Here is a 12,761-nt window from a genome sequence, read left to right on the forward strand (position 1 = left end):
CCCTGTCCGTAGCGTGGCAGTCATGTTGATCGATTGCGATACGTGCGAGGTGCGCGGCCGCGCATGCGGCGACTGCGTGGTCAGCTTTCTGACCATTCCCGTGAGGCCCGGTGCTGCACCGGTGCCCGACGTCCCCTCGGGGGCCCAGAACACGTCCGAACCGGTGGAGATGGACGCGGACCAGCTCAAGGCGGTGGCGAACCTCGCCGCAGGCGGGCTCGTCGCGCCGCTGCGCCTCGTCGAGCGGAGGCGAGCGGGCTGACCGCGCTCAGGCCTTGCGGGAGGTGTAGAGGTCCTCGATCCGCTGTGCGTAGTCGCTGAGAACCTGCGCGCGCTTCACCTTGAGCGACGGCGTGAGGTAGCCGTTGTCCACGGAGAACTCGTCAAGCAGGATCTCGTACTTGCGGATCGACTCTGCACGCGACACCGCCTTGTTGGCGCGCTCGATGGCCCGGTCCAGGTGCTCGCGCACCACGGGGTGCTCGGCCGCCTCGGCGATCGTCATCTCGGGCAGCTCCTTGCCCTTCAACCATCCGGGCAGCGCCTCAGCATCGAGCGTGACGAGCGCCGCGATGAACGGCTTGCCGTCGCCGACGACGACGCACTGGTCCACGAGCGGGTACGCGCGGAGCCTGTCCTCGAGCACGGCCGGAGCGACATTCTTGCCGCCGGCGGTCACGATGATCTCCTTCTTGCGTCCCGTGATCGTCAGGAAGCCCTCGTCGTCGATCGTGCCGATGTCGCCCGTCGCGAACCAGCCGTCGACCATGGCCGCCTTCGTGGCCTCGGGGTTGCGGTGATAGCCACGGAAGAGCATGTCTCCACGCATGAGGATCTCGCCGTCCTCCGCCTCCTTGGCCTCCATGCCGGGCAGCACCTTGCCCACCGTGCCGATCTTGGTGACATCGGGGCGGTTCACGTGGGAGGCCGCGTTCACCTCGGTGAGGCCGTAGCCCTCCATCACGTGCAGGCCGAGGCCACCGTAGAAGTGACCGAGGCGATCGCCGAGCGGCGCGGAGCCCGAGATCGCCCACCGTGCGTTGCCGCCGAGGACCTCCACGATCTTGGAGAGCACGAGCTTGTAGGCGATGCCGTGCGTGACCTTCAGCATCGCCGACGGGCCGCGCGGGGTGCCCTTCGCCTTCGAGTACTCGATGGCCTGCTTGGCCGCCCACCGGAAGATCTTGACCTTGCCACCTGCGGCAGCCTTCTGCTCAGCCGAGTTGTAGACCTTCTCGAACACGCGGGGGACGGCGAGCAGCAGAGTCGGCTTGAACGTGCCGAGCAGAGGCACGAGCTTCTTGGAGTCCGGGCAGTAGCCGATCACGGTGCCGGAGGCGAGCAGGACCACCTCCACAAGTCGGGCGAGCGAGTGCGCGAGCGTCATGAACAGGACCGTCGATGCGCCCTCGCTCAGAAGCACGGGAGCGAGCTCCTGCTGGATCCCGACCGTGTGCCTCACATAGTTGAAGTGAGTCAGCTCGACGCCCTTGGGGCGTCCCGTCGTGCCTGACGTGTAGATGATCGTCGCCAGGTCGTCGTGCCCGGCGAGCGCGGCCCGCCTGTGGAGCTCGGCGTCGGCGATGCCCTTGCCTGCAGCGACCAGATCGTCGATCGCGCCCTCGTCCATCACAAGGATGTGCTCGAGCGGGCTCTCAGGGTCTGCGGCCACGGTGCGCGCGAGCTCCGCGTGATACGGCGTCTCCACCACGATCATCGCCACCTCGGCATCGGACGTGATCCAGTCGATCTGCGAGGCGGACGAGGTGTCGTAGATGGGCACAGGCAGTGCGCCTGCAGTCCAGAGCGCCACATCGACGATCGACCACTCGTATCGGGTGCGAGCCATGATCGAGACGGTCTGGCCCGGCTCCACGCCCTTCGCGATGAAGCCCTTCGCGACCGCGTTGACCAGCGCCTGCGCCTCGGCTCCGGTCAGGTCGTGCCACCTGTCCTCGTCGTCGGTGTATCGCAGGACCGTGCGATCGGCGAACCGCTCCCACGCGTCTCGGATCATCAGCGGGATGTTGGGCGCATACTCCTGCGCGACGGACTGCATCGGTGGCTCCCTCGTCGGAACTGGCGGTGTCCACACGATACCCTTTGAAGTCGGGGAGACGACTAGAGGAGAGCGAGGGTCATGCACGCCATCGGAGTCGACATCGGCGGCACCAAGATTGCAGTGGGGGTCGTGGACCCTGACGGGACGATCGTCACCAAGCTGCGACGGGACACCAAGCCGCAGGATCCGGCCTCGATCGACGCGGCGATCGCCGACGCGGTCAAGGAGCTCGCGAAGGACTTCGAGTTCCAGTCCGTGGGCCTCGCGGCCGCCGGTTTCGCCAGCTCGGACCGCAACAACATGACCTTCGCCCCGAACATCGCGTGGCGCGAGTACCCGCTCGGCGACCGTGTGCGTGAGCTGATCGGGCGCGACGACCTCGCCGTGGTCGTCGAGAACGACGGCAACGCCGCAGGCTGGGCCGAGTACGTCTACGGCGCGGGACGGCACACCCAGAACATGACGATGCTGACCATCGGCACCGGGATCGGCGCCGCGCTCATCGTCAACGGCGAGCTGGTCCGCGGCGCGTACGGCTTCGCCGCCGAGCTCGGCCACATGCGCGTGGTCCCGGACGGTCACCCCTGCGGGTGCGGTCTCCGTGGCTGCTGGGAGCAGTACGGGTCCGGGTCGGCGCTGACCCGGGAGGCCCGTCGTGCAGGAGTGGAGCGTGAGGTGCGGGCCGCGGCCCTGCTGGAGCGCGCCGGCGGCATCGCGGCGAACATCTCCGGGCCCGACGTGACGGCCGCGGCGATGGACGGCGACGAGCTCAGCATCGAGCTGCTGCACGACCTCGGCACCTGGATCGGCATCGGCTGCGCGTCGATGGCCGCGGTGCTTGACCCCGAGGTGTTCGTGGTCGGTGGTGGCGTGGTCGCCGCCGGTGACCTGCTGCTCGAACCCGCGCGCCAGGCCTACAAGGAGCACGTGCCCGCACAGGCGCTGCGTCCCATGACGCCCATCCTCGCCGCAGAGATGGGCAACGACGCAGGCATCGTCGGCGCCGCCGCGCTCGCGCGCGAGGCCGTCGTCGCCGGCTAGGAGGAGCCAGATGTACTACGGACTGTTCAAGCACGTCCTCATCGGACCGCCGGTCAAGGCGTACTACAAGCCGTGGGCCGAGGGCGTCGAGAACATCCCCGAGTCCGGGGGCGCGATCCTCGCGTCGAACCACCTCTCGTTCTCCGACTCGATCTTCCTGCCGCTCGTGCTGAAGCGGAAGGTCGTGTTCCTCGGCAAGTCGGAGTACTTCACCGGCAAGGGCGTGAAGGGGTATGCGACGCGTGCGTTCATGTCGGGCGTGGGCACCATCCCAGTTCACCGTGGTGGCGGACGCGCGTCCGAGGCGGCCCTGCGCACAGGTCTCCAGGTGGTGCAGGGCGGCGAGCTGCTCGGCATCTACCCCGAGGGCACCCGCAGCCCGGACGGCCGCCTCTATCGAGGCAAGACCGGGGTCGCACGCCTCGCGATCGAGGCAGGAGTGCCGATCATCCCTGTCGCGATGATCGGCACCGACATCGCGCAGCCGATCGGCCAGAAGGTGCCCTCGCGCACCGACATCGGCGTGCGCATCGGTGCCCCGATCGACCCTGCCGACTACATCGCCAAGCAGGATGACAGGGACGCGCTGAGGGAGCTCACCGACACGGTGATGGCGGCGATCGCCGCGCTCTCGGGCCAGGAGCTCGCTGACCGCGACGCCGCCCAGTACAAGCGTGAGCTCGACAAGGCAGCCAAGGACGCCTCCAAGGACGGCGGGGACACCCCCTCCTCCTAGGCCCTTAGGGCCGTCTGCATGGGGGAGTGCCCACCCCTAGAATGGGCCAGGAATTCTCGACCGAAATCGAAAGGAATCGCCATGTCGGTTCGCCGCGTCGCACTTCTCACCGCCGGAGGCTTCGCCCCCTGCCTCTCGTCCGCAGTCGGCGGACTGATCGAGCGCTACACCGAGATCGACTCGGACATCGAGATCATCGCCTATCAGCACGGCTACTGGGGACTTCTGCGCGGCGAGTACGTGACGATCACCCCCGAGGTGCGCGCTAAGGCGGGCATCCTCCACGACTTCGGCGGCTCGCCCATCGGCAACTCGCGCGTCAAGCTGACGAACGCCGCCGACTGCGTGAAGCGCGGTCTGGTCAAGGAGGGCGAGAACCCCCTCGAGGTCGCTGCCGAGCAGCTCAAGACCGACAACGTGGACGTCCTTCACACCATCGGTGGTGACGACACGAACACGACGGCCGCGGACCTCGCCGCCTACCTCCACGAGAACGACTACGAGCTCACCGTCGTCGGTCTGCCCAAGACCATCGACAACGACGTGGTGCCGATCCGCCAGTCCCTCGGGGCATGGTCCGCCGCGGAGCAGGCGTCGGAGTTCGCGCAGAACATCATCGGAGAGCACCGCTCGGGACCCCGCATGCTGATCGTGCACGAGGTCATGGGCCGTGCCTGCGGCTGGCTGACGGCTGCGGCGGGCATGAAGTACCGCAAGTGGCTCGACACCCAGGAGTGGGTGCCGGAGATCGGTCTGTCCAAGGAGCGCTGGGACATCCACGCCCTCTACGTGCCCGAGCAGTCGATCGACCTGGACGCCGAGGCTGAGCGCCTGCGCAAGGTGATGGACGAGAACGGCAACGTCAACATCTTCCTGTCCGAGGGCGCCGGCGTGCCCGAGATCATCCGGGAGATCGAAGAGGCCGGCGGCACCGTCGAGCGCGACCCGTTCGGTCACGTCAAGCTGGACACCATCAACCCCGGCCAGTGGTTCGCGAAGCAGTTCGCCGAGCGTCTGGGCGCCGAGAAGGTCATGGTGCAGAAGTCCGGCTACTTCTCGCGCGCTGCCAAGGCGAACGCGGAGGACCTGCGCCTCATCAAGTCGATGACCGACTACGCGGTCGAGTGCGCCCTGCGCGGCGAGCCCGGCGTGATCGGACACGATGAGGAGGACGGCGACCGTCTCAAGGCGATCTCGTTCCCGCGCATCGCCGGCCACAAGCCCTTCGACGTGACCACCCCGTGGTACACCGAGATGATGGCGGAGATCGGTCAGGCCGGGTAGTCCATGACCGAGGCAGCCCTCCAGGCGGCCGGCGTCGACTCGTACCTTGCGTGCGAGGCGAAGCAGCAGCCCGCCTGGCCAGACCAGACTGCCCTCGACAGCGCCACCGCGCGACTGAGGGAGGTCCCCCCGCTGGTCTTCGCCGGTGAGGCCGACGTGCTGCGAGGTCACCTCGCAGCCGCCGGTCGTGGTGAGGCATTCGTCCTGCAAGGCGGCGACTGCGCCGAGATCTTCGCAGAGGCGACCGCGGACAGGATCCGCAACAAGATCAAGACGATCCTTCAGATGGCCGTGGTCCTCACGTACGGCGCCTCCACGCCGGTCGTGAAGATCGGCCGTATGGCGGGTCAGTACGCGAAGCCGCGTTCGTCGGACTCGGAGACGCGTGACGGCGTCACGCTCCCCGCGTACCGCGGTGACATCGTGAACTCGTTCGCGTTCACGGAGGAGGCCCGTGTGCCGAATCCGGAGCGGCTGCTCGACGCGTATCACGTGTCTGCGTCGACTCTGAACCTGATCCGTGCGTTCACCACCGGTGGCTTCGCCGACCTGCGGCGCGTCCACCAGTGGAACAAGGGCTTCGCGGCGAACCCGGCGTACGCGCGTTACGACCAGATGGCGGGCGAGATCGATCGCGCCGTCCGCTTCATGGAGGCCGCAGGCGGGGAGTTCGACGCGCTGCGCACCGTGGAGATGTTCTCGAGCCACGAGGCGCTGCTGCTGGACTACGAGCGGGCGCTGACCCGCATCGACTCGCGTTCGGGTCTCCCGTACGACTGCTCGGGTCACCTGCTGTGGATCGGCGAGCGGACGCGCGACCTGGACGGCGCGCACGTGGAGTTCATGTCGAAGATCCACAACCCGATCGCGGTGAAGCTCGGCCCCACGTCGTCGGCAGCGGATGCCCTGGCGCTGGCGGAGAAGCTCAACCCGAACGGGATCGAGGGCCGTCTGACCTTCGTCGTGCGCATGGGCGCGGACAAGGTGCGTGATGTGCTGCCGTCGATCGTGGAGGGCGTGCGCGACGCGGGTGTGCCCGTGACCTGGCTCACGGATCCGATGCACGGCAACACGTTCACGTCGGAGTCGGGCTTCAAGACTCGTCGGTTCGACACGATCCTCGATGAGGTCACCGGATTCTTCGAGGTGCACCGTGCCCTCGGGACGGTTCCCGGTGGACTGCACGTGGAGCTCACGGGCGACGACGTCACCGAGGTGCTGGGCGGCACTGAGGAGATCGACGACGAGGGCCTCGCCTTCCGCTACGAGACGAAGGTGGACCCGCGTCTCAACCACCAGCAGTCGCTCGAGATGGCGTTCCTCGTCGCGGAGCTCTTGAGCGCGCGCGGCTGATCTGATCGCAGACGACTGAGCCCCGGCATCCTCTGGATGCCGGGGCTCAGCCGCGTCGGGCCCGCGCAGGGCCGTCCTACGTCAGTTGTCGTAGATCAGGTAGATGGTGCTTCCCTGCTCGATCTCCGTGTTCGGTGCGACGTTCTGATCCACCACCTCGGAGTTGTTCTTCAGGTCGCCCGTGATGAACGAGAAGAAGCGGGGGCTGAACTGCACGAGCAGCCCGATGTCGTCTGCGGTTCGCTGGGCGTCTCGAGCGCTCATGCCGATGAACTCGGGCACCGTGACGAGCGGCAGGCCCTCGGAGACGGTGATCGTGATGCCCGCCGTGCGGACGCTGTCCGACCCGGCCGCAAGGCTCTGCAGGTAGACCTCCCCGGTGTCGACGTCGGCCGTACGGCCGTACTCGACCGTCACGTTCATGGCGTGGACTGCGAGGGCATCGAGCGCGTCGGACTCGGTCATGCCGTAGACGTTGGGCACCTCGATGGGCGCGGGCCCCTGCGAGACGGTCATGGTGAGTGGCGCATCGTGGCGGAGCTCTTCGCCGACGGCGGGGTCGATGGAGATGACGGTGCCCTCGGTGACGGTGTCCGAGTGCTCCCGCTCGACGGTGACGTTCTCGGTGGTGAAGCCTGCATCGCCCAGCAGTCCCATGGCGTCGGACTCGACCTCGCCGACGATCTCGGGCACGGTGGCCATGCGTGGGCCCGCGGACACCGTGAGTGAGATCTCGGAGCCGTTGAGCACGCGCGCGGAGGCCTCTGGGTCGGTGCTGAGCACGAGTCCCTCCTCCACGGTGTCGGAGAACTCGGTCGTGGGATCGAGGACGAGGAATCCCGCCTCCTCGAGGGTCGCGGTCGCTGCCGCGGCGGTGTCGCCGGTGACGTCGGGTACGGCGGAGTACGCGCCCGGTCCGATCGCCATGTACCACCACACGCCGAGCAGGGCGAGCACGAGCACGGCCGCGGTGATCGCACCGATCCACACGGCCGGTCGGCTCCTGGACGCGTCCTGGTCCGCGGCCTCTGACGGAGGCATGATCTCGGCCTCCACGACCTCGGGCTGTGGCTCGGCCGCCGACTCGAGGGTCGCAAGGCCCACAGGCAGCGCCACGGTGGTGCCGGCCGGCGAGGAGTCGAAGACCGTGGTCGCATCCGGGTCCGACGCCTGCTCGACCGGGACAGCACCGGACGGCGGGTCGGCTCGTCGGTCGAGCGTCGGGTCGTCGAGCACAGCGAGGACGGCACGGATGTCCGTGAGCGCGGCGGCCGCGTCCGCTGGCCGCTGCTGGGGGTCGCGTGCGGTCATGCGCTGCACGAGCTCGTCGATCTCGGCAGGAAGCCACGGCACGTAGGCCGAGGGGGCCGGCACGTCGTGGTGGACGTGCTGAGTGGCGACCTCGAGCGGGCTCTCGCCCGTGAAGGGCTGGCGGCCCGTGAGCATCTCGAACAGAAGGATGCCGACTGCATAGACATCGGTGCTGGTATCTGCGGTGCCGTGGGAGACCAGCTCAGGGCTCAGGTATGCGGCAGTGCCCATGATGATGCCACTGGAGTGGGTGCTCGCGGTGGCGTCCTCGATGGCTCGCGAGAGTCCGAAGTCTGCGAGCCTGGGCCGTCCGTCGGTGTCCAGGAGCACGTTCTCCGGCTTGATGTCCCGATGGACAAGTCCGAGCCGATGTGCGGCGGCGAGCGCGTCCAGCACCTGCTCGGAGATCGCGAGCGCCTCGCCGACGGTGAGGGTGCGCTCATGCGAGATGCGCGACCTCAGGTTCTCGCCCTCGACGTACTCCATCGTGAGGTAGGAGATCTCGCCGTCCACGCCCTGGTCGTAGACGCGCACCATGCCGGGGTGGGTGAGCCTGGCAGCGGCGCGTGCCTCGCGGCGGAAGCGGGAGGCGAACTTGACGGAGTCGTCCTGCTCGCCGAGGTGGGGAGACATCACCTTGATGGCGACCTCGCGCTCGAGGCGCCGGTCGAATGCGACATAGACGGTGGCCATCCCTCCCGCGGCGACGCGCGAGCGCACCTCGTAGCGGCCGTCGATCAGACGGCCGAGCAGCGGGTCGGTGAGGGTCTCTGACACAGGCACATTCTAAAGGGGGGACGGGAGAGGTTCGTGGAGCCGTCGGCAGCGCGGCGGCCGACGGATGCTCAACGACCGTGTCAGTCGAATCGCTCCATGAGGATCAGGACGTTCGCGACGTACCGCTGCGTGTCAGCGAACATCCCGTACTTCCTGACCGACGCGGCACCTTGGTAGTACCCGGCGATCGCGGTCTCGAGCGAGCTGCTGCTGCGCGTGAGCTGGCGCAGGATCGCCACCCCTGCGACCACGTTGTCCTCGGGTACCAGCAGGTTGAGGTCCCGGCCCACCATGTCGGAGGCCCACTCGCCGGAGGTGGGGATCACCTGCATGGTCCCGATCGCGTTGGCGGGGGAGACCGCCCGCATGTTGAACCCCGACTCTTGGTAGGCGATGGCCTGCGCGAGCGCGGGGTCGACGCCCATCTGCTGCGCGGTGCGGATCACGAGCGATTGCATGGCGTCGCGCGAGGGCACGTCGGTCGCGAGCAGCGTCGCCTTGTTCTGGTTGGCGGAGGCCACGATGCCGCTCGAGTAGGTGCGGCCCGCGAAGGTGTCGCCGACCAGCCCGGTGGGCACGGATCCGGGGATGGTGAGCCTCTGACCGATGCGGATGAGCGACGGGTTCTTGATGCCGTTGGCTGAGGCGATGGTCGCGACGGTCACGCCGTGCTTCTGAGCGATCGACGACAGCGTCTCGCCGCTGGCCACAGTGTGGCTGGCGGTGCTCGTCCCGAAGGAGGAGATGTTGCTCGGGGTCGCGAGCGTGGCGCCGGCGGTGCCGTTCGCCACGGCGGTGCCTGCGTCGGTGGCGCCCGGTATGGAGAGCGTCTGTCCGACGGTGATGATCGCCGAAGCCCCGAGCGAGTTCGCCTTGGTGATAGCGGCGACCGAGGTGCCGTAGGTGCGGGCGAGGGCCCAGACGGTGTCTCCGGCGACCACGGTGTGGCTGGCAGTCGTGGTCGGGGCGGAGGATGCGCTGCCCGTGCTGGCGGGGGAGGAGGCGCTCGCCAGCGAGCCGGGGATGGTGAGGGTCTGGCCGGTGCGGATCGTGGCCGACGAGTTGAGCCCGTTGGCGGCGATGACTGCGGCGACGGTGGTGCCGTGCTGGCGCGCGAGGTCCCACACGGTGTCCCCAGGGACGACGGTGTGGGTGGCATCGGATCTGGCGGAGGAGGAGGTCGCCTTGGCGCTGCCAGGGATGGACAGCGTCTGCCCGATGTAGATGGTGGCGCGGGAGTCGAGGTCGTTCGCCTCGACGATGCGGGCGACCGTGGTGCCGTAGGCGACGGCGAGCCCGCTCACCGTCTCGCCCGACGAGACACGGTGCTTCTCGTCTGCGGCGGCGGGCAGCGCACCAAGGGTCGAGATCGCGAGGGCGGCGAGTGCGCCGATCGCGGTGCGCCTGGCTCCACGCGATCGGGTCGCGCGCTGATGACGGATCGGGTCCACGGGGTCCTCCAGTGTGACATCTGGTGTTGATGTGACAGATGTGACTCAAGTGACTGTATGTCACGCGATGACGTCCGGCAAGAGGGATGCGTCGACGTTCTATACGCTGGGCGCGTGAGCAACGACGTCGAATGGCTTTCCATCCCCGAGTTCGCAGAGCGGATCTCCGTGCGCGACTCCCGAGTCCGCGATCTGCTGCGCGAGCGCGCCATCATCGCTGTGAGGCGAGGCGAGAACAACGCCCTTGCCCTCCCCGCCGACTTCATCGTGCCCGGCGACCACGCGCCGCACCTGCTTCCGACGCTCAAGGGCACCCTGACGGTGCTGCTTGACGCAGGCTTCACCGACGACGAGGCGATGGAGTGGCTGTTCGAGTTCTCGGACGAGCTCGACGCGACGCCGATGGAGGCGCTGCGGAGCGGCCGCAGGGCACACGTACGTCGAGTGGCTCAGACGCTCCTCTGAGTGGAGTGTCCGCGCGCCGGAGCTAGGCGGACCGTGAGGTGAGCCTCACTGCAAGGTCGCGGAGCACCGCCGCGCCTTCGGGCGCGAGATCCAGCGTGTCGAGCTCGACGAGCGCTGGCTCGACGAGCAACGCGATCTCCTCCTCCGCGGCATCGACACCGCCGGCGTCGATGACGGCCTCGACCGCTGCATCGATCTGGGACTGAGGAGCCTGCCGGTCGCCGAGTGCGGCGCCGATGGCCGCACGGTGCGCGTGGGACCCGTGCGTCCACGCGTGCCACAGCAGGATCGTCCGCTTGCCCTCGCGGATGTCGTCACCCGCCGGCTTGCCCGTGGTCTCCGGAGAACCCACGAGACCCAGCACGTCGTCCCTCAGCTGGAATGCGACTCCGAGCGGCACGCCGATGTGGCGCATCGACTCGATACGGGAGGAGTCGGCGCCGGCGACTGCAGCGCCGAGGGCGAGCGGCCCTTCGGCGGAGTACGAGGCGGTCTTGGAGCGCATCGTCGCCATGATGTCGTCCCGTTGTCCCTCGAGCGCGCTCAGGGGAGCGGAGGCGATCCTCATGTCCAGGTATTGGCCCGCCGTGACCAGCTCCGCCATGGAGGCGAACAGTGACGCGACCTCTCGGCGTGCAGGAAGATCAGCGATCGCTGAGTCCAAGGCTCGATGCGAGATCATCAGCGCGACGTCGCCGGCGAGGATGCCTGCCGCACGCCCGAGCTCCTCGGCGCTGTGCTCGGCCCCGACGTCGGAGTACAGCGACTCGAACCGCCGATGCGCGGCAGGCTCACCGCGGCGGAGGTCCGACCCGTCCAGCACGTCGTCGTGGATCAGCGCCGCAGTCTGGAACCACTCGAGCGCCGCGGCCACGGTCACTGCCTCGTCCTCGTAGCGACCCCCGTTGGCCGCATGCGAGCCGACGGTGAGAAGAGCGCGCAGCCGCTTGCCGCCCCGGGCCGAGGCGCGAAGCACCTCGACCATCTCGGTACCCGCGATGCCCGCGGGCGAGATCGCCTGCGCAGTCTCGTCGAGCGTGGTCAGGATCCGCGCGTCGATACGCGCGCGCATCCCAGTGGTCAAGGTGTCGGCGGTGTCATGCACGCCACCAGCCTAGGGTGCCTCGCGTGGCGAGCGTCCCCAGGTCCGTCGCGAGACCCAGGCGTCCACGGGCAGGGTGACGCACGCTCCACGCGTGGGTCGGGTGCGATGGGGTCTACCCATGGTCGAGATCATCCGCATTCACGAACCTGGAGAGCTGATCGCGCTCGTGCCCCGGATCCTGGGCTTCGAGCCCCGCGAGTCGGTGGTGGTGCTCGGCATGAACCCGCAGGGGCGTGTCGTCATGTCCGCTCGTCTCGACAGAGTCGACTGCAGGTTCCAGGACGTCGCAGCAGCATTGGCCGAGGCGACGGGGACCGAGGCGCTGCGCACGGGCTGCGTCGGAGTCGTCGTGCTCGAGTACACGGAGGAGCCGGTGCCGTGGGGAACGGAGGCGGCAGAGGCTCTGGTCAGGCACTGGGACGGCTGGGTCGACGTGAGAGACGTCTGGATCGTCCAAGGCGGCACGTACTGGTCGCCCGGCTGCGACGATCCGAGCTGCTGTCCGCCGGGCGGCAGACCCGTCCCGGGGCTGATCCCGGCCTGCTCCTCACACGCATCAGGCGTACGCGGACGTGCCGACGGCTCTCCCTACGCGCCGGCGAACGCGGACGACCGGAGGCGCGCTCGCCGAGCCAGGGCGAGGTTCGTCGCACGTCGTTCCCGCGACGAGCCGGCGTGGCGGAGGGAGGCGCTGGGGGAGTGGAGGGGCGTGCTCAACGCAACCGAGGTGCCCGTGCCATGTCTGGGGAGGCTCGGCGCGGCCCTGGCGGTACCCGAGGTCAGGGACGCCGTGATCCTCGCCGCCATCTCGGCGCCCGAGAACGAGATCGACTCGGTGCTCGAGGGTCGGCCCGCCTCGAGCCTCACCGGACTCGAGGGCCTGATGCACGGGGACACCAGGCCCGAGGCACGGGTGGTGGACCAGTTCTGCGCCCGACTCCTCGCGGTGGCGGCGGTGTCCAGGGCGCCCGAACGTGCGGCGGCGCTCGCGGTGCTCTCGCTGGTGCTGTGGTGGAAGGGGGACTCGCGCGACGCCGCCCGGACAGCCGAGGAATCGTTGCGCTCCGAGCCGGAGCACCGTCTTGCGTCCTTGATGCACCAGACCGCGACGCGCGGTATCCTGCCTGGTTGGTTGCGTGATTCGTGAAGACTGTCCGATTGGCGAGGCGCACAGGA

General features: G+C 68.6%; 11 protein-coding genes. 7 read left to right on the forward strand and 4 right to left on the reverse strand.

Features of this window, described 5'->3' with window-relative positions:
• The first annotated feature begins 22 nt into the window (after window positions 1-22).
• Window positions 23-262 carry a hypothetical protein gene (locus QQX04_RS06750; RefSeq protein WP_301127465.1) on the forward strand — a complete coding sequence of 80 codons (240 nt, stop codon included), beginning with the start codon at window positions 23-25 and terminating at the stop codon, window positions 260-262.
• Between the two features lie 6 nt (window positions 263-268).
• Here the strand turns inward: QQX04_RS06750 and QQX04_RS06755 are convergent, their stop codons facing one another.
• Window positions 269-2,059 (reverse strand): AMP-dependent synthetase/ligase, encoded by a 1,791-nt coding sequence (locus QQX04_RS06755; RefSeq protein WP_301127466.1) that lies wholly within the window; start codon window positions 2,057-2,059, stop codon window positions 269-271.
• 81 nt (window positions 2,060-2,140) lie between these two features.
• Here QQX04_RS06755 and QQX04_RS06760 point away from each other — a divergent pair, with 81 nt between their 5' ends.
• The 4 genes from QQX04_RS06760 to QQX04_RS06775 all read left to right on the forward strand — a co-directional run bounded on the left by QQX04_RS06760 (window position 2,141) and on the right by QQX04_RS06775 (window position 6,476).
• On the forward strand, window positions 2,141-3,103 hold the full coding sequence (locus QQX04_RS06760) for an ROK family glucokinase (RefSeq protein ID WP_301127468.1): 963 nt from the start codon (window positions 2,141-2,143) through the stop codon (window positions 3,101-3,103).
• A 10-nt stretch (window positions 3,104-3,113) separates the two neighbouring features.
• A complete protein-coding gene (locus tag QQX04_RS06765; protein WP_301127474.1) occupies window positions 3,114-3,839 on the forward strand; it encodes a lysophospholipid acyltransferase family protein in 726 nt (241 codons plus the stop codon).
• 81 nt (window positions 3,840-3,920) lie between these two features.
• Window positions 3,921-5,123, forward strand: a complete 1,203-nt coding sequence (locus QQX04_RS06770) for a pyrophosphate--fructose-6-phosphate 1-phosphotransferase (protein ID WP_301127476.1) — start codon at window positions 3,921-3,923, stop codon at window positions 5,121-5,123.
• Window positions 5,124-5,126: 3 nt separating this feature from the next.
• Window positions 5,127-6,476, forward strand: a complete 1,350-nt coding sequence (locus tag QQX04_RS06775) for a class II 3-deoxy-7-phosphoheptulonate synthase (protein ID WP_301127478.1) — start codon at window positions 5,127-5,129, stop codon at window positions 6,474-6,476.
• Window positions 6,477-6,557: 81 nt separating this feature from the next.
• Here the strand turns inward: QQX04_RS06775 and pknB are convergent, their stop codons facing one another.
• Both pknB and QQX04_RS06785 read right to left on the reverse strand, forming a co-directional pair.
• A complete protein-coding gene (gene pknB, locus QQX04_RS06780; protein ID WP_301127479.1) occupies window positions 6,558-8,564 on the reverse strand; it encodes a Stk1 family PASTA domain-containing Ser/Thr kinase in 2,007 nt (668 codons plus the stop codon).
• Window positions 8,565-8,644: 80 nt separating this feature from the next.
• On the reverse strand, window positions 8,645-10,015 hold the full coding sequence (locus tag QQX04_RS06785) for a lytic transglycosylase domain-containing protein (RefSeq protein ID WP_301127481.1): 1,371 nt from the start codon (window positions 10,013-10,015) through the stop codon (window positions 8,645-8,647).
• 114 nt (window positions 10,016-10,129) lie between these two features.
• Here QQX04_RS06785 and QQX04_RS06790 point away from each other — a divergent pair, with 114 nt between their 5' ends.
• Window positions 10,130-10,480 (forward strand): Rv2175c family DNA-binding protein, encoded by a 351-nt coding sequence (locus QQX04_RS06790; protein WP_301127483.1) that lies wholly within the window; start codon window positions 10,130-10,132, stop codon window positions 10,478-10,480.
• Window positions 10,481-10,502: 22 nt separating this feature from the next.
• Here the strand turns inward: QQX04_RS06790 and QQX04_RS06795 are convergent, their stop codons facing one another.
• The gene (locus tag QQX04_RS06795) at window positions 10,503-11,585 is read right to left on the reverse strand and encodes a polyprenyl synthetase family protein (protein WP_301127485.1); all 1,083 of its coding nucleotides are present in this window, start codon (window positions 11,583-11,585) and stop codon (window positions 10,503-10,505) included.
• Window positions 11,586-11,703: 118 nt separating this feature from the next.
• Between QQX04_RS06795 and QQX04_RS06800 the strand changes: the two genes are divergently transcribed.
• The gene (locus QQX04_RS06800) at window positions 11,704-12,732 is read left to right on the forward strand and encodes a DUF4192 domain-containing protein (protein WP_301127487.1); all 1,029 of its coding nucleotides are present in this window, start codon (window positions 11,704-11,706) and stop codon (window positions 12,730-12,732) included.
• The last annotated feature ends 29 nt before the right edge of the window (window positions 12,733-12,761 follow it).

The sequence above is a fragment of the Demequina zhanjiangensis genome, from assembly GCF_030418315.1.
GTDB lineage: Bacteria > Actinomycetota > Actinomycetes > Actinomycetales > Demequinaceae > Demequina > Demequina zhanjiangensis.